The 19,763-nt window shown below is 57.5% G+C and carries 19 protein-coding genes; 5 read left to right on the forward strand and 14 right to left on the reverse strand.

The window, feature by feature from the left end:
• Positions 1-24 precede the first annotated feature (24 nt).
• From fkpB to murJ, 5 genes are all read right to left on the reverse strand, one after another.
• The gene (fkpB, locus tag NTD86_RS11690; protein WP_262202376.1) at positions 25-462 is read right to left on the reverse strand and encodes an FKBP-type peptidyl-prolyl cis-trans isomerase; all 438 of its coding nucleotides are present in this window, start codon (positions 460-462) and stop codon (positions 25-27) included.
• The gene (lspA, locus tag NTD86_RS11695; protein WP_262202377.1) at positions 455-973 is read right to left on the reverse strand and encodes a signal peptidase II; all 519 of its coding nucleotides are present in this window, start codon (positions 971-973) and stop codon (positions 455-457) included. Before lspA ends, fkpB begins: the two co-directional genes overlap by 8 nt.
• Positions 966-3,797, reverse strand: a complete 2,832-nt coding sequence (gene ileS / locus NTD86_RS11700) for an isoleucine--tRNA ligase (RefSeq protein WP_262202378.1) — start codon at positions 3,795-3,797, stop codon at positions 966-968. The genes lspA and ileS overlap by 8 nt, the downstream gene beginning before the upstream one ends.
• Positions 3,794-4,744 (reverse strand): bifunctional riboflavin kinase/FAD synthetase, encoded by a 951-nt coding sequence (gene ribF / locus NTD86_RS11705; RefSeq protein WP_262202379.1) that lies wholly within the window; start codon positions 4,742-4,744, stop codon positions 3,794-3,796. Before ribF ends, ileS begins: the two co-directional genes overlap by 4 nt.
• Before the next feature lie 118 nt (positions 4,745-4,862).
• A complete protein-coding gene (murJ, locus tag NTD86_RS11710) occupies positions 4,863-6,401 on the reverse strand; it encodes a murein biosynthesis integral membrane protein MurJ (RefSeq protein WP_262202380.1) in 1,539 nt (512 codons plus the stop codon).
• Between the two features lie 249 nt (positions 6,402-6,650).
• On the opposite strand from murJ, the gene rpsT reads away from it, so the two are divergent.
• Positions 6,651-6,926, forward strand: coding sequence for a 30S ribosomal protein S20 (gene rpsT, locus NTD86_RS11715; protein WP_055101773.1), 276 nt, complete (start codon positions 6,651-6,653; stop codon positions 6,924-6,926).
• A gap of 198 nt (positions 6,927-7,124) precedes the next feature.
• Here rpsT and NTD86_RS11720 read toward each other — a convergent pair whose 3' ends face one another.
• The 5 genes from NTD86_RS11720 to rplU form a co-directional block, all read right to left on the reverse strand.
• The gene (locus NTD86_RS11720; RefSeq protein WP_262202381.1) at positions 7,125-7,586 is read right to left on the reverse strand and encodes a CreA family protein; all 462 of its coding nucleotides are present in this window, start codon (positions 7,584-7,586) and stop codon (positions 7,125-7,127) included.
• Positions 7,587-7,600: 14 nt separating this feature from the next.
• A complete protein-coding gene (proB, locus tag NTD86_RS11725; protein WP_262202727.1) occupies positions 7,601-8,719 on the reverse strand; it encodes a glutamate 5-kinase in 1,119 nt (372 codons plus the stop codon).
• Between the two features lie 124 nt (positions 8,720-8,843).
• On the reverse strand, positions 8,844-10,070 hold the full coding sequence (cgtA, locus tag NTD86_RS11730; RefSeq protein ID WP_262202382.1) for an Obg family GTPase CgtA: 1,227 nt from the start codon (positions 10,068-10,070) through the stop codon (positions 8,844-8,846).
• Positions 10,071-10,266: 196 nt separating this feature from the next.
• Complete coding sequence (rpmA, locus tag NTD86_RS11735) at positions 10,267-10,542, reverse strand: 50S ribosomal protein L27 (protein ID WP_047273595.1); 276 nt, start codon at positions 10,540-10,542, stop codon at positions 10,267-10,269.
• Between the two features lie 34 nt (positions 10,543-10,576).
• Complete coding sequence (gene rplU / locus NTD86_RS11740; RefSeq protein ID WP_007950961.1) at positions 10,577-10,891, reverse strand: 50S ribosomal protein L21; 315 nt, start codon at positions 10,889-10,891, stop codon at positions 10,577-10,579.
• Between the two features lie 241 nt (positions 10,892-11,132).
• On the opposite strand from rplU, the gene NTD86_RS11745 reads away from it, so the two are divergent.
• The 3 genes from NTD86_RS11745 to NTD86_RS11755 all read left to right on the forward strand — a co-directional run bounded on the left by NTD86_RS11745 (position 11,133) and on the right by NTD86_RS11755 (position 13,085).
• The gene (locus NTD86_RS11745; RefSeq protein WP_262202383.1) at positions 11,133-12,101 is read left to right on the forward strand and encodes a polyprenyl synthetase family protein; all 969 of its coding nucleotides are present in this window, start codon (positions 11,133-11,135) and stop codon (positions 12,099-12,101) included.
• 177 nt (positions 12,102-12,278) lie between these two features.
• Positions 12,279-12,620 (forward strand): zinc ribbon domain-containing protein YjdM, encoded by a 342-nt coding sequence (locus NTD86_RS11750; RefSeq protein WP_262202384.1) that lies wholly within the window; start codon positions 12,279-12,281, stop codon positions 12,618-12,620.
• Between the two features lie 192 nt (positions 12,621-12,812).
• Positions 12,813-13,085, forward strand: a complete 273-nt coding sequence (locus tag NTD86_RS11755; RefSeq protein WP_262202385.1) for a hypothetical protein — start codon at positions 12,813-12,815, stop codon at positions 13,083-13,085.
• A 96-nt stretch (positions 13,086-13,181) separates the two neighbouring features.
• Here the strand turns inward: NTD86_RS11755 and NTD86_RS11760 are convergent, their stop codons facing one another.
• Both NTD86_RS11760 and NTD86_RS11765 read right to left on the reverse strand, forming a co-directional pair.
• The gene (locus NTD86_RS11760) at positions 13,182-13,799 is read right to left on the reverse strand and encodes an FKBP-type peptidyl-prolyl cis-trans isomerase (protein ID WP_262202386.1); all 618 of its coding nucleotides are present in this window, start codon (positions 13,797-13,799) and stop codon (positions 13,182-13,184) included.
• Between the two features lie 147 nt (positions 13,800-13,946).
• On the reverse strand, positions 13,947-14,435 hold the full coding sequence (locus NTD86_RS11765; RefSeq protein WP_262202387.1) for a TIGR00645 family protein: 489 nt from the start codon (positions 14,433-14,435) through the stop codon (positions 13,947-13,949).
• A gap of 141 nt (positions 14,436-14,576) precedes the next feature.
• Here NTD86_RS11765 and NTD86_RS11770 point away from each other — a divergent pair, with 141 nt between their 5' ends.
• A complete protein-coding gene (locus NTD86_RS11770) occupies positions 14,577-16,409 on the forward strand; it encodes a hypothetical protein (RefSeq protein WP_262202388.1) in 1,833 nt (610 codons plus the stop codon).
• Here NTD86_RS11770 and NTD86_RS11775 read toward each other — a convergent pair whose 3' ends face one another.
• Together NTD86_RS11775 and NTD86_RS11780 are read right to left on the reverse strand one after the other, a co-directional pair.
• A complete protein-coding gene (locus NTD86_RS11775; protein ID WP_262202389.1) occupies positions 16,410-16,727 on the reverse strand; it encodes a hypothetical protein in 318 nt (105 codons plus the stop codon). It abuts the gene before it with no gap.
• A gap of 433 nt (positions 16,728-17,160) precedes the next feature.
• Complete coding sequence (locus tag NTD86_RS11780) at positions 17,161-19,599, reverse strand: Lon protease family protein (protein ID WP_262202390.1); 2,439 nt, start codon at positions 19,597-19,599, stop codon at positions 17,161-17,163.
• Positions 19,600-19,763: the final 164 nt, after the last annotated feature.

Consider the following 19,763-nt stretch of genomic DNA (forward strand, 5'->3'; position numbering starts at 1 on the left):
GGCCGGCATTGACCGGGCTCTGAGTTACAGCGCTTTAACGTCTTTGATTTCCACGTCGAAGGTCAGGGTCTTGCCTGACAACGGGTGGTTGAAATCGATGGTTACTTGATCGTCGTCAAAGGCTTTGACCACACCAGGTAGCTCGGTGTTGGCCGCGTCATTGAAGATCACCAGCAAACCTTCAGACAGCTCCATGTCCTTGAACTGCGAACGAGGAATGATCTGCACGTTTTGCGGGTTAGGCTGGCCGAACGCGTTTTCCGGAAGGATCTCCAGGGTGCGTTTGTCGCCAGCCTTGAAACCGAACAAAGCGGCTTCAAAACCTGGCAACAGGCTGCCATCACCGACCTTGAAGGTCGCCGGGGACTTGTCGAATGTACTGTCGACAGTGTCGCCATTCTCCAGGCGCAATGCGAAATGCAGCGTGACTTCCGTGTTCTGGCCAATACGTTGCTCAGTCATGAGCCGGTTCTCCAGACTTTTTACTTTTGAACATATCCAGTGCCAGCATCACGGCGCCCACGCAAATCGCACTGTCGGCGAAGTTGAAGGCCGGGAAATGCCAGCGGTTTTGCCAATGCACCAGAATGAAATCGACCACATGACCATAAACGATACGGTCATACAGGTTACCCAGCGCACCGCCCAGAATCAGCGCCAGCGCAATGGCCAACCAAGTGTCATTACGCCCAAGGCGCTTGAGCCAGACGATCAGCACGGCACTGACCACAACCGCGATCAGGGCAAACAGCCAACGCTGCCAGCCTGCACTGTCGGCCAAAAAGCTGAAGGCCGCACCCGTGTTGTAGGCCAGCGTCCAGCTGAACAGGTCCGGGATGACCACGATCTGCTGATACATCTGCAAGGCGTTGTCAAAATAGACCTTGCTGGTCAGGTCAATGACCAAAACCAGCACAGTCAACCAGAGCCAGCCCAGGCGCCCGAAGCGCCCGGCAGTGCTGGTATTAGGCATAGTGACGTACCTCGCCGGCGCCGCTGATGTTATCGACGCAACGACCGCAGATTTCCGGATGCTCCGGGTTCACACCAACGTCTTCACGGCAGTGCCAGCAGCGCGCGCACTTGGCATGCGCCGACTTGACCACTTTGAGCTTGAGGCCCGGCACTTCGGTGACCACGGCATCTGCCGGTGCCTGCGCGAAAGGCGCAACGCTGGCAGTGGAGGTGATCAGAACAAAGCGCAGCTCGTTGCTCAGCTTGGAAAGATCGGTGGCCAGTTCGTCTTCGGCGAACAAGGTCACTTCTGCCTGCAAGTTGCCGCCAATAGCCTTGGCTGCACGCAGGTTTTCCATTTCCTTGTTGACCGCAACCTTGACCGCCATGATCCGCTCCCAGTAGGCACGGTCCAGCTCGGTGCCTTCCGGCAGTTCACTCAGCCCGTCATACCAGGTGTTTAGCATGACCGATTCGTTGCGCTCGCCCGGCAGGTATTGCCACAGTTCGTCGGCGGTGAAGGCCAGGATCGGAGCGATCCAGCGCACCAGCGCTTCGGAGATGTGGAACAGCGCGGTCTGGCACGAACGACGGGCCTTGCTGTTGGCGCCCGTGGTGTACTGACGGTCCTTGATGATGTCGAGGTAGAAACCACCCAGCTCCTGAACGCAGAAGTTGTGCACCTTGGAGTACACGTTCCAGAAGCGGTACTCGCCGTAGTGCAGTTCCAGCTCACGTTGCAACAGCAAGGTGCGGTCTACTGCCCAACGGTCCAGAGCCAGCATTTCTTCGGCGGGCAGCAGGTCGGTGGCCGGGTTGAAGCCGGTCAGGTTGGAAAGCAGGAAGCGCGCGGTGTTACGAATACGCCGGTAGGCGTCCGCACTGCGTTGCAGGATCTGGTCAGAGACGGCGATTTCGCCCGAATAATCGGTCGAGGCTACCCACAGGCGCATGATGTCAGCGCCCAAGGTGTCGTTGACCTTTTGCGGAGCAATCACGTTGCCCAGCGACTTGGACATTTTGCGGCCCGCTTCATCCACGGTGAAACCGTGAGTCAGCAGTTCGCGGTATGGCGCGTGGTTGTCGATGGCGCAGCCCGTCAGCAACGACGAGTGGAACCAGCCACGGTGCTGGTCGGAGCCTTCAAGGTACAGATCGGCACGTGGGCCGGTCTCGTGACCCATCGGGTGCGAGCCACGCAGAACGTGCCAATGGGTAGTACCCGAGTCGAACCATACGTCCAGGGTGTCGCTGATCTTGTCGTACAGCGGCGCTTCGTCGCCCAACAGCTCGGCCGGGTCCAGTTTGAACCAGGCTTCGATGCCTTCGACTTCAACGCGCTTGGCCACTTCTTCCATCATTTCGACGGTACGTGGGTGCAGCTCGCCGCTTTCCTTGTTCAGGAAGAACGGAATCGGCACGCCCCAGTTACGTTGACGCGAGATGCACCAGTCAGGACGGTTGGCGATCATGGCATGCAGGCGCGCCTGGCCCCAGGCCGGCACGAACTGAGTATCTTCAATGGCTTGCAGAGCGCGGGTACGCAGGGTGTCGCCTGCTACTGGCTCTTTGTCCATACCGATAAACCACTGCGCTGTTGCGCGGTAGATCAGCGGGGTCTTGTGACGCCAGCAGTGCATGTAGCTGTGGCTGATGGTTTCGGTGAACATCAACGCATCGACTTCGGTCAGCTTGTCGATGATGTTCTGGTTGGCCTTCCAGATGAACTGGCCACCGAAGAACTCCAGCGACGGCACGTACACGCCATTGCTTTGTACCGGGTTGATAATGTCGTCGTTGACCATGCCATAGGCTTTGCAGGTCACAAAGTCGTCTACGCCGTAAGCCGGTGCGGAGTGAACCACGCCGGTGCCTGCGCCCAGTTCAACGTACTCAGCCAGGTAAACTGGCGACAGACGGTCGTAGAACGGGTGACGGAAGTTGATCAGCTCAAGTGCCGAACCGGTGGTGGTGGCGATCACCGAGCCTTGCAGGTTGTAACGGGCCAGACTGGACTCAACCAGCTCCTCAGCCAGCACCAGCAGTTTGTCGCCCACGTCGACCAGCGCGTAGGTGAACTCCGGGTGCACGTTCAGCGCCTGGTTAGCCGGGATGGTCCACGGCGTGGTGGTCCAGATCACGATCGAAGCCGGTTTGCTCAAGGTTGCCAGGCCAAAGGCCTCGGCCAGCTTGGCGTCATCGGCAATCGGGAACGCAACATCGATGGCCGACGACTTTTTGTCCTGGTATTCGACTTCTGCTTCAGCCAGGGCCGAGCCGCAATCGAAGCACCAGTTCACAGGCTTCAAGCCTTTGAATACGAAACCGCCCTTGACGATTTCGGCCAAGGCGCGGATTTCACCTGCCTCGTTTTTAAAGTCCATGGTCTTGTATGGGTTGGCGAAGTCGCCCAGCACACCCAGACGGATGAACTCGGACTTCTGACCTTCGATCTGCTCGGTCGCGTAGGCACGGCACAGCTCGCGGGTTTTATCCGCGGACAGATTTTTACCGTGAGTCACTTCAACCTTGTGCTCAATAGGCAGACCGTGACAGTCCCAGCCCGGTACGTACGGCGCATCGAAACCGGCGAGGGTTTTCGAACGCACGATCATGTCTTTTAGAATCTTGTTCAGCGCATGACCGATGTGAATCGTACCGTTGGCGTACGGAGGACCGTCGTGAAGTACGAACTTCGGACGATCCTTACTAATCTCGCGCAACTTCCCGTACAGGCCAATGCTGTCCCAGCGCTGCAAAATTTGCGGTTCGCGCTGTGGCAGGCCGGCCTTCATTGGGAAGGCTGTGTCCGGAAGGTTTAACGTGGATTTGTAGTCGGTCATTTCAGGCTCTTTTTAAGCGGTTGACCCAGCCAATGGGCTCGGGCGGCGGCGACGTCCGCATTGATCGCCGTCTTGAGCGCCTCCAGAGAGGCGAAACGCTGCTCATCACGCAGCTTTTGGTGGAATACCACCGTCAATCGCTGGCCATATAAATCGCCAGCGAAATCCAATAGATGTACTTCGAGATGGGCATTGCCATCCCCTGCTACGGTCGGTCTGACGCCTATATTAGCGACACCGGGCCAGGTTTTCCCGTCGATCTCGACGCTGACCAGATACACCCCACTCAGCGGAACACGACGTCGCTTGAGCTGGATGTTGGCCGTTGGCGTGCCCAATTGGCGCGCCAGTTTTTGACCGTGCAAGACCCTGCCGGCAATTTGGAAGGGACGCCCCAACAAACGCTCTGCCTGCTTGAAGTCGCCCTGGGCCAACGCATCGCGCACCTGGGTACTGCTGATGCGCATGCCGTCCAGCTCAACGGTTTGCGCGGCCTCAACGGTAAAGTTCTGCATGACGCCTGCTTGTTGCAGGAAGTCAAAATCACCCAATCGATCACAGCCAAAGCGGAAGTCGTCACCGACCTCAAGGTGCTGTACACCAAGGCCGTCGACCAGGATCGTGTCAACAAATTCGGCAGCGCTGAGCTTGCACAGACGTTGATTGAACGCCAGGCACAATACCCGATCAACCCCGGCGTCAGCCAATAGCTGCAATTTGTCACGCAGGCGAGCCAGACGCGCCGGAGCGGTTTCAGGGGCAAAGAATTCGCGTGGCTGTGGTTCAAAAATGACCACGCAGCTGGGCACGCCCAACTCCAGCGCACGTTCACGCAGCCGCCCCAGGATAGCCTGGTGACCACGGTGTACACCGTCAAAGTTGCCAATAGTGGCGACACAGCCCCGATCTTGGGGCCGCAGATTGTGAAGGCCTCGAACCAGCTGCATAACGCGCTTCTTGCTCATAAAGTGGCCGATTATAACCACACCCAGCCCGTGACGACAGGCAACAGCGCAAGGCAAATCAGGTCAAATCGACAAATTAGACGTTTGACCGCAATTTTCCTTACATCAAAGACTTGCGGGCGAAATCCTTCAAACGCAAGCCCAATAGCAACAACATACCGAAATAAGCCAATACACCCGCCACCACCAGACCTCCAAGACGCATGAAGCGCTCAAGCATGTGGCCTTGGTCCCAGGCTGGCATAACATGCATCAGGCCCAGCAATACCGCCGACATCACGACAACGGCCAGTACCAGCTTGAACAGGTATTTAGGCCAGCCCGGCTGGGCGATAAACAATTTTTGCCGGCGCAACTGCCAGAACAACAGACCCGCGTTGATGCACGCCCCCACACTGATCGCCAGGGCCAGCCCGGCGTGTTGGAGCGGGACAATAAACACCAGGTTGAGCAATTGCGTCACGACCAATGTGAACACGGCAATCTTTACCGGGGTGCGGATGTTTTGTTGCGCATAGAAGCCTGGGGCCAGCACTTTGATCAGAATCAGCCCGAGCAAGCCCACTGAGTAAGCAATCAAGGCACGCTGGGTCATCGCTGCGTCCAGAGCACTGAACTCCCCGTATTGAAACAGCGAGACGGTCAACGGCTCAGCCAGGATCGCCAAGGCCAGGGCACACGGCAGCACCAGCAAAAAGCACAGGCGCAGCCCCCAGTCGAGAATCCGCGAGTACTCCTGGCGGTCTTTGTTGGCGTAAGTCTTGGACAGCGTTGGCAGCAGGATGGTACCCAACGCCACCCCCAGCACGCCGGACGGCAACTCCATCAGACGGTCGGCGTAGTACATCCAGGACACCGATCCGGCCACCAAAAAGGAAGCGAAGATCGTGTTGATGATCAGCGAGATCTGGCTGACCGACACCCCCAAAATAGCCGGCACCATCTGTTTCATCACCCGCCATACACCGCTATCGCGCAGATTGAGGCGCGGCAGTACGAGCATGCCGATTTTTTTCAGGTGCGGAAGCTGGAACAGCAGTTGCGCCAGCCCACCGGCCAGTACTGCCCAACCCAGCGCCATCACTGGCGGATCAAAGTACGGCGTCAGGAACAAGGCAAAGATAATCATGCTGACGTTCAGCAGCGTCGGCACGAAGGCCGGCACCGAAAAGCGGTTCCAGGTATTGAGGATCGCCCCGGCCAGCGACGACAAAGAGATCAGCAATATATAAGGAAAGGTCACCCGCAACATGCTGGAGGTGAGCTCGAACTTCTCCGGCGTGCTCGCAAACCCCGGGGCCGTGGCCCAGATCACCCAAGGAGCAGCCAACATCCCCAGCACGGTCACAATAGCCAGTACCAGCGTCAGCAAGCCGGCCACGTAGGCGACAAACGTCCGCGCAGCCTCCTCACCTTTCTGGTTTTTGTATTCAGCCAGAATCGGTACAAAGGCTTGAGAAAAAGCCCCTTCGGCGAAAATCCGGCGCAGCAAATTGGGTAATTTAAAGGCAATGAAGAACGCATCCGTCGCCATCCCGGCGCCAAACATGCGCGCAACAATGGTGTCTCGGACAAAGCCCAGAACCCTTGAGATCATGGTTATAGAGCTAACAGCAGCCAACGACTTGAGCAAATTCATTGAAAGAGTTTTTGCCTTTAGAGAAAGAGCAGGCGAACAAAGCGTTCACTTATGCGATACTGCGCGCCGCAACAGCACAGAGCCAAGCTCGCGAGTTTACAGGTCAAGCGCCGGAAATAAATCTCCCGTCTCCCTCGATCCACCACTCAGCGGCTCGAATCAATCTCCCTTGACAAGCGTTGTCGTCATCGGCATGATTCGCGGCCTATTTTGTTTGTTAATTCCAAAAGTCTTTCGAGGAGCTCGACGGTGGCCAACACACCTTCCGCCAAAAAACGTGCAAAACAGGCTGAGAAGCGTCGCAGCCACAACGCCAGCCTGCGTTCCATGGTTCGTACCTACATCAAGAATGTAGTTAAAGCCATCGACGCAAAAGACGCTGCCAAAGCTCAAGCTGCTTATGTTCTGGCTGTTCCTGTTATCGACCGTATGGCCGATAAAGGCATCATCCACAAGAACAAAGCTGCTCGTCACAAGAGCCGCCTGAATGGCCACGTCAAGGCGTTGAACCTTGCTGCCGCTTAAGCGATAAGCTTTTAAAAAAACCGACCTTAGGGTCGGTTTTTTATTGCCTGCGATTTAATAGCAACTTTGCAGGAGCTCATTGCAGCTGACTGAAGGACGCAACTCAAAGTGGTAGCGGGCTTGCTAGCGATCTTTTGAGGGTTTGAAGATCAAAAGATCGCAGCCTTCGACAACTCCTGCGCTGAGCTACAGCGATTATTACTCATGCGGCCACGGCAGAATCGGAATCGCCGTCACCGCATTTTGCGGGCTGCCTTCAATCAGGCGGTCGCTGTACACCAGATACACCAGCGTATTGCGCTTCTTGTCGAGGAAGCGCACCACCTGCATGGTCTTGAAGACCAGCGAAGTGCGCTCTTTGAACACCTCATCGCCATCCTTCAAATTACCCTTGAAGCTGATCGGGCCAGTTTGGCGGCACGCTATGGACGCTTCGGCGCGATCCTCAGCCAACCCCAACCCCCCTTTCATGCCTCCCGTCTTGGCCCGCGACAGATAGCAGGTCACGCCATCTACCTTGGGGTCATCGAACGCCTCAACCACAATACGATCATTCGGCCCAACGAATTTGAACACAGTCGATACCGAGCCAATTACTTCGGCTGACGCCAGCAAGGGCATCCCCAAAATCAACCCCAACAGACCATTAAGCAAACGCATCTACAGCCTCCATGTCATACCAAGATCAAGTTGTCGCGGTGAACCAGCTCTGGCTCAGCCATGTAACCCAATACGCCGACGATAGCATCCGACGGCTGCCCGATGATCTTCTGCGCCTCAGCCGCACTGTAATTGGCCAGGCCGCGGGCAATTTCTCGCCCATCAGGCCCTACACACACAACCATCTCGCCACGACGGAAACCACCCTGCACCGCCTTGACACCGACCGGCAGCAAGCTTTTGTGCCCTTCGGACAACGCTGCGACAGCGCCATCATCCAGCACCAGGGTGCCGCGAGTCTGCAGATGCCCGGCCAACCACTGTTTGCGTGCAGCCAGCATGCCACGCTCTGGCGAGAGCAAAGTACCCAGGCGCTCGCCCACCTTAAGGCGATCCAGAACGCGCTCCAGACGACCACCGACGATAATGGTATGCGCCCCGGAACGAGCTGCCAAGCGCGCCGCACGCAGTTTGGTCTGCATGCCGCCACGACCCAACGCACCACCCGTACCGCCCGCAACCGCATCCAACGCCGGATCATCAGCACGCGCTTCATAGATGATCTTGGCATCGGGATTGTTACGCGGGTCCGCGTCAAACATGCCGTCGCGGTCAGTCAGGATCACCAGCAAGTCAGCTTCGACCAGGTTAGCGACCAACGCAGCCAGCGTGTCGTTGTCTCCAAAGCGGATTTCATCCGTGACCACAGTGTCGTTTTCGTTGATCACCGGGATCACGCCCAACTCAACCAAGGCGCGCAAGGTGCTGCGAGCGTTCAGGTAACGCTTGCGGTCGGACAGATCGTCGTGCGTCAGCAAAATCTGCGCAGTGTGTCGCGAATGCTCAGCAAAGCTCGACTCCCACGCCTGCACCAGGCCCATCTGCCCAATAGCAGCGGCCGCCTGCAGTTCGTGCATCGCACTGGGTCGCACCGTCCAGCCCAAGCGGCTCATGCCAGCTGCTACCGCGCCCGAAGACACCAGCACCAACTCAACACCGGCCTCATGCAAAGCCACCATCTGCTCGACCCACACGCCCATTGCCGTGCGATCCAGGCCCTTGCCATCTGCTGTCAGCAATGCGCTGCCGATTTTCACGACCCAACGCTGCGCACCTGTCACCTTGCTCCGCATCATCATCCAACCTATGCCTGAGAGCAGCGCGACCGAGCGCTACCCATGGATTTATTCTTGATTACAGTTTCACAGATACCAAAACGCCGCTCAATTGAGCGGCGCTGTAGTTTACTGCAACGAATCAGTCGCGGACGTAAATGATTTCTGGACCATCTTCGTCATCCACATCTTCTTCGTCCCAGTCATCGTCGCCCATATCATGAACGCTCTTAACACCGCTGCGACGCAGGGCACGCTTGTCGTCCAGCGCCTGAAGCTGCGCACGCGCCTCGTCTTCGATGCGCTGATCAAGATCAGCCAGCTCTTCTTTGTAAGCCGGATCATTGGCCAGGCGATCAGCACGGTCTTCAAGATAGCGCATGATGTCATGGCACAGCTTGTCGGTACCGATCTTGGCAATCGCCGAGATGACGTACACAGGGCCGGTCCACTCCAGACGATCAACCACTTCCTTGACGCGCGCGTCGTGCTCTTCTTCTGGCAGCGAGTCACACTTGTTCAATACCAGCCAGCGATCACGCTCGGCCAGCGACGGGCTGAACTTGATCAGCTCGTTAACGATCACTTCAGCGGTATCAGCAGCGCTGTCAGTACCCTCAACCGGCGCCATGTCCACGAGATGCAGCAACAGACGGGTACGCGCCAAGTGCTTAAGGAAGCGAATCCCCAGGCCCGCGCCTTCGGAAGCGCCCTCGATCAGACCCGGAATGTCGGCAATGACAAAGCTCTTCCAACGATCAACGCTCACCACACCCAGGTTAGGCACCAGGGTCGTGAACGGATAATCAGCGACTTTCGGCTTGGCCGCAGACACCGAACGAATGAAAGTACTTTTACCGGCATTCGGCAAGCCCAGCAGACCGACGTCCGCCAGCACTTTCAATTCCAGCTTGAGGTCACGCTGCTCACCCGGCTTGCCCGGCGTGGTCTGGCGCGGCGCACGGTTGGTACTGGATTTGAAACGAGTGTTACCCAGGCCGTGCCAGCCGCCATGCACAACCAGCAAACGCTGACCCGGGACTGTCAGGTCACCAATGATTTCCTGAGTGCCCGCATCAATCACGGTAGTGCCGACCGGAACACGCAGTACCAAGTCTTCGCCCTTGCGGCCGGTGCAATCAGTGCTGCCACCGTTAGAGCCACGCTGCGCCTCAAAGTGACGGGTGTAGCGGTAGTCGACCAGGGTGTTGAGGTTTTCGTCGGCGACCATGTAGATCGAGCCGCCGTCACCACCATCACCACCGTTGGGACCACCATTTTCGATGAATTTCTCACGACGGAAACTCATGCAACCGTTACCACCGTCGCCTGCTTTTACTTTGATCGATACTTCATCAACAAACTTCATAACAAAACGCGCCTCTCGTCATCAGGACGAGCCGATAAAAACTAGACATAAGACTCTTGCAAAAATGAGCGTAGCGACCCCAATCAACGACCGTCAAATCCGGCGCCAAAAGCCCATACAAACAGCTTTGCAAGAGACTCACCCCAAAAACGAAAAAGCCCCGTCGCAAGACAGGGCTCTTCCAGCTACCAAGCTATTACGCTGCGACGACTTCAGTCTTCGGAACGATGCTTACGTAGCGGCGACCGAAGGCGCCTTTAACCTGGAACTTGATCACGCCTTCCACTTTCGCGAACAGGGTGTGATCTTTGCCCATACCAACGCCGTAGCCAGCGTGGAATTGGGTGCCGCGCTGACGCACGATGATGTTGCCCGGAACGATAGCCTGGCCGCCATACATCTTCACGCCAAGGCGTTTGGCTTCTGAGTCGCGACCGTTACGGGTACTACCACCAGCTTTTTTGTGTGCCATGAGTCAATTCTCCTAGTGAGGAATTAGGCTGAAATTAAGCCTGAATACCGGTGATTTTGATCTCGGTGTACCACTGGCGGTGGCCCATGCGCTTCATGTGGTGCTTACGACGACGGAACTTGATGATGCGTACTTTGTCGTGACGACCTTGGGAAATCACTTCTGCAACAACAGTGGCGCCAGCAACAACTGGAGCGCCGATATTTACGTCGTCGCCATTGGCGACCAACAGAACGCGATCAAAAGTGACGGATTCGCCAGTAGCGACTTCCAGTTTCTCGATCTTCAGGTATTCACCCGGTGCTACTTTGTATTGCTTGCCACCAGTAACGATTACTGCGTACGACATGGTATTTCTCCGATAATCCTGCTCACCCAGCGCTTTATAGGTAAAGGTATTGGCTGGCATGGCTGCATGGGGCTGGAACGGCCCAAGTGCAATTGCGTAAGGCAGGTGCTGCCCAGGAAGTTCAGGGTGCGCGATTGTACGCAAGCCACGCCTGCCTTGCAAGGGGCCGTCCATCGTGCCTTGACAGGCCCAGCCCCCCGACCTAGCATGCCGCGCAACCCTTCTGGAGCACCTGTCGCTGATGCAACCCCAAGCTTTCTACCGCGCGGTGGCGGACGATTTTAGCGCCGTCGACGGCATCATCAAGAAGCAGCTGACTTCACGCGTACCGCTGGTCTCAAAAATTGGCGACTACATCACTTCGGCCGGCGGCAAACGCCTTCGTCCTTTATTAGTGCTGTTGTGCGGCAAGGCCCTGGGCCGCGAAAGCGACGACCTGCGCCTGCTGGCGGCGACCATTGAGTTCCTGCACACCGCGACCCTACTCCATGACGACGTAGTCGACATGTCCGGCATGCGCCGTGGCCGCAAGACCGCCAACGCCACCTGGGGCAATGCCCCGAGTGTTCTGGTCGGCGACTTCTTGTACTCGCGTTCCTTCGAAATGATGGTCGAACTGGGCTCGATGCCGGTGATGAAGATTCTTTCACAAGCCACTCGCATCATTGCCGAAGGCGAAGTGCTGCAGCTGTCCAAGGTACGGGACGCCAGCACCACCGAAGAAACCTACATGGAAGTCATTCGCGGCAAGACCGCCATGCTCTTCGAAGCGTCGACCCACAGCGCCGCCGCGCTGGCCGAAGCGACGCCCGAGCAACGCGAAGCCTTGCGCACGTTTGGCGACCACCTGGGCGTGGCCTTCCAACTGGTCGACGACCTGCTCGACTACCGCGGTGATGCCCAGACCCTGGGCAAGAACGTGGGTGACGACCTGGCCGAGGGCAAACCGACCTTGCCGCTGATCTACACCATGCGCGAAGGCACGCCGGAACAAGCTGCCCTGGTTCGTACGGCCATTCAAAAAGGTGGCATTGAAGACCTCGAAAGCATTCGTGTCGCCGTGGAAGCTTCAGGCTCGCTGGAATACACCGCGCAACTGGCACGCGACTACGTAGCCCGTGCGATTGTCTGCCTCGACGCGCTGCCGCCAAGCCAGTACCGCGACGCACTGGTTGAACTGAGCGAGTTTGCAGTAGCTCGCACGCACTGATGGTGATCAAAGCAGCTGCACTGCGCACAGGCGTGGTGTTGCTGCTTTTTTTACGCCCCTAGACCAAAAGATCGCGAGACAGGCTCGCTCCTGTCGGTAAACACCATTCGCCCCCTTCGGCACAAAAACCCTATATAATGCGCGCCTTTTAGCCCACCTGACTTTCAAGGAGCTTTAGTGAGCACGTTGCCACCCTGCCCGAAATGCAATTCCGAATACACTTACGAAGACGGCGTACAGCTGATCTGCCCGGAATGCGCCCATGAGTGGTCCGCCAACGGCGACGCTGAAGACACCAGTGATGTAAAAATCTACAAAGACTCCGCCGGCACCGTTTTGAACGACGGCGACACCATCACTGTGATCAAGGACCTGAAAATCAAGGGCACCTCGCTGGTGGTCAAAGTCGGCACCAAGGTCAAAAACATCCGCCTGTGCGATGGCGACCACGACATCGACTGCAAGATCGACGGTATCGGCCCGATGAAGCTCAAGTCCGAGTTCGTGCGCAAAGTCTGATCCGACTACCTGCCTTCCTGCGTCCGCGCAGGAAGGGACAACTCTTCGCAACACGCCCCCGCACTATCAAAAAGCCTGCAACGTTGACCCACAGCAGTTTTAACGTAGAAAAAAGAGAAATCCGCCAATAGGCACTTGCTATTAACTGAATAAGAATTATTCTCATTGTCATTCATCTAGGAGATGACGACGATGACTTATTTAATTGATGCCTGGCTGGACCGTCCACACCCTTACCTGCGAATCCTGCACCGGGAAACCGGCGAGGTCTGCGCGGTATTGGAAGAAGAAGCGCTCAACGAACTGCAGGACCAGGGCGACCTGGATTTCAACGGCCTCAACTCAAGCGAGCCGCTGGTGCTCAAGGAGCTGGTGCGTAATCTGTTTCTGTTTTGCTATGCCCGGGCATTGCGCCCCATCGGCACGGCGGTACCTCACGAACACCACACCCGAATAGAAATATGACAACGTGGAGCCGCTAAAAGGCCCTGTAGGAGCGAGCGTTTAAACGATCAAAAGATCGCAAGGCAAGCTCGCCCCTACAGCTAGAGCGTGGTGTTCTTACAGAACGTCCAGCAGCTCAACGTCGAATACCAGGACGCTGTGCGGAGCGATGCTACCAACGCCTTGCGCGCCGTAAGCCAATTCGCTCGGCACGTAGATGCGCCATTTGCTGCCGGCGTTCATCAGTTGCAGGGCTTCGGTCCAGCCAGCGATCACGCCGCCTACCGGGAATTCAGCAGGCTGACCACGATCGTAGGAGCTGTCGAACACAGAGCCGTCGATCAGGGTGCCGTGGTAGTGAACACGTACGGTGTCTTCACGGGTTGGCTTGGCGCCTTCGCCAGCGGTCACAACTTCGAATTGCAGACCGGAAGCCAGAGTGGTGATGCCGTCTTTCTTGGCGTTTTCAGCCAGGAAAGCCTTGCCTTCACCTGCGGCAGCTTCTGCCTTGGCAGCGGCTTCAGCTTGCATGATCTCGCGGATCACTTTGAAGCTGGCAGACATTTCTTCCTGGCCAACACGGCTTTCCTTACCTGCGAAAGCGTCAGTCAGACCGGCCAGGATCGCGTCCAGGCTAACACCCGGTGGCGGGTTGTCGCGCAGTTGGTCGCCCAGTTGACGGCCAATGCCGTAGCTGACGCGCGTTTCGTCGGTCGACAGATTTACTTCGGACATAACACTGCTCCGCTATAGAGCGACTTGAAAAAAGCCATTTACAACCGCTTCCCTCACAGTCGCCCAAAACCAAAAAAGGGCGAGCAGACTACCACAGCCCCCAAAGCCTTCGCAGCCCGGGATGGTGTACTGCACGTCACGACACGATCAGTGCTTGGTCAGCTTGTCGAGATAGCCCATGGCAAACGCTGACACAACAAAGGTCATGTGGATGATCACGTACCACATCAGGTACTGGGTTTCGATGTTGCGAGCATCCATGAACACCCGCAGCAGGTGGATCGAGGAGATGGCTACAATCGACGCCGCGACTTTCATCTTCAGCGAGGTAGAGTCCATGGTGCCCAGCCAGCTAAGCTTCTCCTTGTTCGAGTCGATGTCCAGTTGCGAGACAAAGTTCTCGTAACCCGAGATCATCACCATCACCAACAGGCCGCCCACCAGCGCCATGTCGATCAGCGACAGAATGACCAGGATCAAGTCCGACTCAGTCAACTCAAACACATTGGGGATAACGTGAAACACTTCCTGGAAGAATTTCAGCGCCAGCGCCAGCAAACCCAGCGATAGCCCAAAGTAAATCGGCGCCAAAATCCAGCGCGAGGCGTACATTGCATTTTCGATAAAGCGTTCCATTGAATCTCACAGGCTGTAAAAAAATGGGCGCGAGTATATCAGTCAGAATTGAGCAGAGATAAAGCGGTAGAAACAGCCTGTAAAAACATTTTCTGCTAGTGTCGACCTCATCAGCATCGTTTACGGACAGGAAAACGAACAATGTATCTGCGATTCCCATTGGTCTGTCTCGGGCTTTCAACGGTTTTGCTCATGACAGGCGGCTGTTCGCCTGGCGACAAACATCCGCAGGCCAGTCTGGAAGAAAGAACCGCAGCGTTCGAAAAGAGCCTTGATGCCATTCAGGACCCGCAGTTGAAAGACGCCGTGGCCGACCTCGGCGGCTCGCTGTTGCTGCTGGAACGCGCCCGAATCAAGCTGCAGAACAAGCCGATTGAAACCGAGTACGGCACTGACGAACTCGCGCAACTCAAGCACTACCCCAACAGCCAGGCCCTGAGCGACACCTACATCAATGGCCTGTTCGTGGTGCGCAAGAACTCAAGCTCCGATTACCTGACCGACCTGGAGCCGATCTTCCCGTTCAGCCAGAACAATGAGTCCGACTTCCCGTTCCCCCATGCGCTGGAATGGCAGTCCGTGACGCTGAGCAACAAGCAAGTAGTACCCTTCCAGGCTGAATGGTCAGAAACGGATTCCGGGATCCAGCTCAGCCCTTCCAGCGCCAACTTGAGCAACCCCGACGACCTCACCATCACCTACCCTTATATCGATGGGGTCGAGACCGCGAACATTCAGCAACCCCAGCCGGTCACGCTGCACGGCGAGGCAGAAGTGATCGCCCCCGGCAACGTGGTCAACTTCAGCCTGACCAGCAAAGACCTGGGTAAAACCCACTCCGATGGCAGCATCAGCGTCACGCTGCTGGCCCTGGGCAAGAACTTCGCCGAGGTCGACATCAGCAACAGCGCCCCGCTGGCTGAAGAAGTACGCGACACCGAACTCAACCCTCTGATCATCCAGGCCCGCGACGCCACAGGGCAGTACCTGACGCGCGCCGGTTCCATCGATGAAGACGCCGAACAGCTGGCTTTCTATCAGCAGCAACTGGCAGAAATGTTCAAGCAAAAAGCCTGGAGCGATGAGTTCAGCAAAAAACTCGACGATGAACAAAAAGCTTTTGATAACAAACACCCGCATCACTACAGCAAGGTGTATTTCAACGGGCAGATTGAAAACATCGACATCAGCGTGCTCGACTTCTCGACCGCCAAGGTCACCCGCAAGACACTCGACCTGCCGGTGGTGCGGCTCGACAAAAATGTCGTCGGCAAAGACATCCAGGCCCTGCCGCTGTCTGTGGTGGTGTATGACGATCAGGCCGTCAACTACCTGAAAGACGCAACCCTTGACCCCGAGCAGCTCAAAAAGAGCGTGGTCATCAGCCAATCGGTGGAGGACGCCAGCGCGGCTACCCTGGAGTTCAGTCACCCACCCACCTTCAATGACGAATTGCTGGGCGCCCTGCCCGACTCGGCCGACACCCCGGTAACCTTCTTCGCCGAGGACGCGAACGGCAAGCGCGGCGAACCGCTGGAGCTACCTGCCGAAGCCTTCGATGCTGACCCCAAGACCGGAGTCATCACCTATGACCTCAACCTGTTCCCCGAAACACCTGCCTACGCCATCGGCTCAATGCCGTTGTACGTAGCCGACATTGATAAACAAGACCTCGACGTTGCCCACCTGCCCAAAGGGCTGGAGCTCAAAGGCAATGCGCTGGTGGTTGATCAGGCGTTGTTCCCAAGTGACGCATGGCGTTTTTACGCCAAGGACGACACCGGTAACTACCTCAAGGAAGTCCTCGCCGTCAGCCACAGCGCCGAGCCCAATGGCCCGGCCGCTTTCGACGTGCACTACTTTTATGGGCACCCGACGCACATCGAGAGCTACGCACGTACCTCGCTGGAACCCGTAGAGTATGGCTTTGAGGTCAAGCTGGACAAAGTCCCGGAGGTCACGCCACCGCGCTGACTAGCGCAAAGCGTGACAACGCTGGCCGTTGATCTGACGCAACTGGGCCTGCACATGCAGGCTCCAGATGTGCGGCGAATTGGCGATGCGATAGCCGTGCAGCGTCAGGCTTTCAACAATCGACTCAAGAATGGTTTCGGCCACGAACGGGCCGCAAAATGGCCCTTGGGATTTGACCGTGGTCGGCTGCTCGCCTGACAAACCTGCCGCGAACAGCAGTGTCCACAAACCGGTATTGCCGGCCAAAGGACGAATACTGCACTCAATGCGGGTTTCAAGACCCAGACATTGACGGGTAAGGCAAAGGTTGCGCGACATGACGGCGCCCCTCGGTAGAGCCTGTCTCAGACGACACTCCCTGAGCATAGAAGGAAAACCCCGACCGTAGAGGGCGCCAAGACCAACGGCTTGACGCCTGCCCACAAACACTCAGCGCCCTGCTGCCGAGCCAGCAAGCCACTGTTCCACATCCTCGACGGGAATATTTTTCGCGAAATTAGAGGTGCGCGCCTTCGGGCACCACACTGGTTGCGCGCCAAATTGCGCGCTTCAGTGGGTCGGTACTCGCCTCCAACAGACGTGTTAGCGCCCTGCCTCCAGGGGCACGCCATTGTTGGATAGACACGCCTGATTGAACCGCCAACCTGTGGGAGCGGACTTGCTCGCGATAAGGACGACCCGGTTCATCTGCCACACCGTGTCACTTTCATCGCGAGCAAGCCCGCTCCCACTCAGGCGAGTTACCCCAGCATCAAGCCGGCTTCTTCGCCGCCATGGCCTCTGCCAGTAATTCCTTTTCAGCTTCCTTGAGGTCGTCGTCGTTGACCATTTCTGCAATCACGCGCAAACGCTCGACCACACGGGCGTTGACGCTACCTTCAGGAAACTGGCCCTCTTCATCCGGCTCACCGGCAGGCTCGCCCACCAGCAGGCTCAAGGCTTCATCGGCCTGGCGCACGGCATACACGTGGAACTTGCCCTCGCGCACGGCCTTGAGCACCTTCTCGTCAAGCATCAGGGTCGCGACGTTGGCCTGCGGGATGATCGCCCCCTGCTCCCCGGTGAGGCCACGGGCTTCACAGAGTCGGAAGAAGCCTTCGATCTTCTCGTTAACCCCGCCCACGGCCTGCACTTCGCCGAACTGGTTGATCGAACCGGTGATCGCAAAGCATTGCTTGAGTGGGGTTTTAGACAGTGCCGAAATCAACGTGCAGGCCTCACCCAGCGAAGCACTGTCGCCATCGACGTAGCCGTACGACTGTTCCAGGGCAATGCTCGCCGAAATCGCCAGCGGGAACTCCTGGGCATAGCGGCTGCCCAGGTAGCCGGTCAGAATCATCACCCCTTTGGAGTGAATCGGCTGCCCGAGGTTAACTTCGCGCTCAATATCGACAATACCGCTGCCGCCCGGATACACCGTGGCCGAAATACGCGCCGGCACACCAAACGCCGAGTCACCGACTTCCAGCACGGTCAGCCCGTTGCACTTGCCGACCGCCGCCCCGTCGGTGTCGATCAGAATGATCCCCGCCAGCATGTCGTCCAGAATGCGTGCCGAAACACGCCCGGTACGGGTCGCCTTGGCCTTGAGTGCACGCTCGATATGGCCCGCGTCGGTCATTTCGTCATTAGCCAAGTGGCGGATAAAGTCCGCCTCACTGACCAGTTGGAACAAATCGCCAATACGCGCCGACAACCGCCCCTGATGCTCGGCCAGACGCGCGCTATACGTCGCCAGACGCGCCACTGCGCCTGCCGTCAGCGGCGCCATGCCTTCTTCGGAGGTACGGGTAGTCAGCAACTGAGCGAACTGCTCCAGGCTTTCATCGACCATCGGGATGTCTTCGTCGAAGTCCACCAGCACCCGGAACATCTCCTGGAAGTCCGGGTCCAGGTCTTGCAGTGTGTAGTACAACTGGCGGGCACCAATGATGATGACCTTGACCTGCAGCGGAATCACCTGCGGGCTCAGGGTGACGGTGGCCATGCGCCCCAGTTCGCCCAGCGGTGACTCCATTTTCAATTTACGCGACTGCAATGCACGTTTCAGCGCGTCCCAGACAAAAGGCTCGCTGAGCATCTTCTCAGCTTCGAGAATCAAAAAGCCGCCATTGGCACGGTGCAAGGCACCCGGGCGCAGTTGACGATACGTGGTGTACAGCGCGCCCTGGTCAGTGCTGTATTCGATGCGGCCGAACAGGTTGTCGTAGGTCGGGTGCGGTTCAAACACCACTGGCGCACCACCGCTCATCGGCTGGCCGACCACCAGGCTAGGCAGATACTGCTCTTCCAGCAGCTTGCGCGCCTGTGCGTCGGTCTTGCTGTCGTCCACCAGTTGCTCGACCACGGTTCTGAGCAGATACACCTGCACAGCCTGCAGATACCCGCACACTGCGCCGTTTTCGGCGTATTTTTGCGACAACGGCGACAACAGCGGCTGCAGGGCCAGAGTAATGGTTTCTTCGTTCAGTTGGCGCAGTTGGTTGTTCGACTCGCGCTTCCACTGCGGCAAGCTGGCCAGTTCTTCGTTGAGGCGCTCCTCAAGCCCGGAAATATCCTCGTGAAAGCGCTCGCGCTCTTCTTCAGGCAACTGCGAAAACTCGGCCTCATCCAGCGCCTTGCCGTCGCTCATTGGGGTAAAGGCCACGTTGCTGCTATCACGGTACAGCGCCACGCCCTTTTCCAACGCCAGACGCTCGATCACATCCAGCGCACGGTCGTAGCGCTGATTGAAACCACGGTCGATGGCGCTTTTGCGCTGCTGGTAGGTTGGGTGTTCAAACACCGCCGGAAACGTCGCCAGCAGGTTGTCGATCAGGCCATTGATGTCGGCGATAAAAGCCCCGGCCGTACTCGCGGGCAATTCCAGCGCGCGCGGCTCACGTGGCTCATCAAAGTTATTGACGTACACCCAGTCGCTCGGCGACTTGAGGCGCTTGCCTTCCGCCTTGAGGTAACGCTTCACAAACGAGAAGCGCCCCGTACCCGGCTCGCCCATTACAAAAACGTTGTAACCCGGACGTGGCATCGCCACGCCAAACTGTAAGGCTTCGACCGCGCGCTCCTGGCCGAGAATGCCGCGAAAGGGTTCTAAATCATTGGTGGTCGAGAAGCTGAACTGTTCAGCGGAGAAAGGACGGGTAAGCGCGTCAGGCGCTAGACGCAGGCTGGCAGCAACAGAATCAGGCATCGGGCTTCCTTACATCAGGCAGGGCAGATGCAAGCATTCTGGCGCTGGCTGTACGCCACTGGCAAGGCGCGCAACACGGGAATTCTCGGGACCCCGTGTTTACGGGGGAAAATTGCCCTCGATCAATGATTGTTTTACAAAAAACCACGGAACCTGCAGATCGC

It is taken from the genome of Pseudomonas sp. 7P_10.2_Bac1, assembly GCF_025465935.1.
GTDB lineage: Bacteria > Pseudomonadota > Gammaproteobacteria > Pseudomonadales > Pseudomonadaceae > Aquipseudomonas.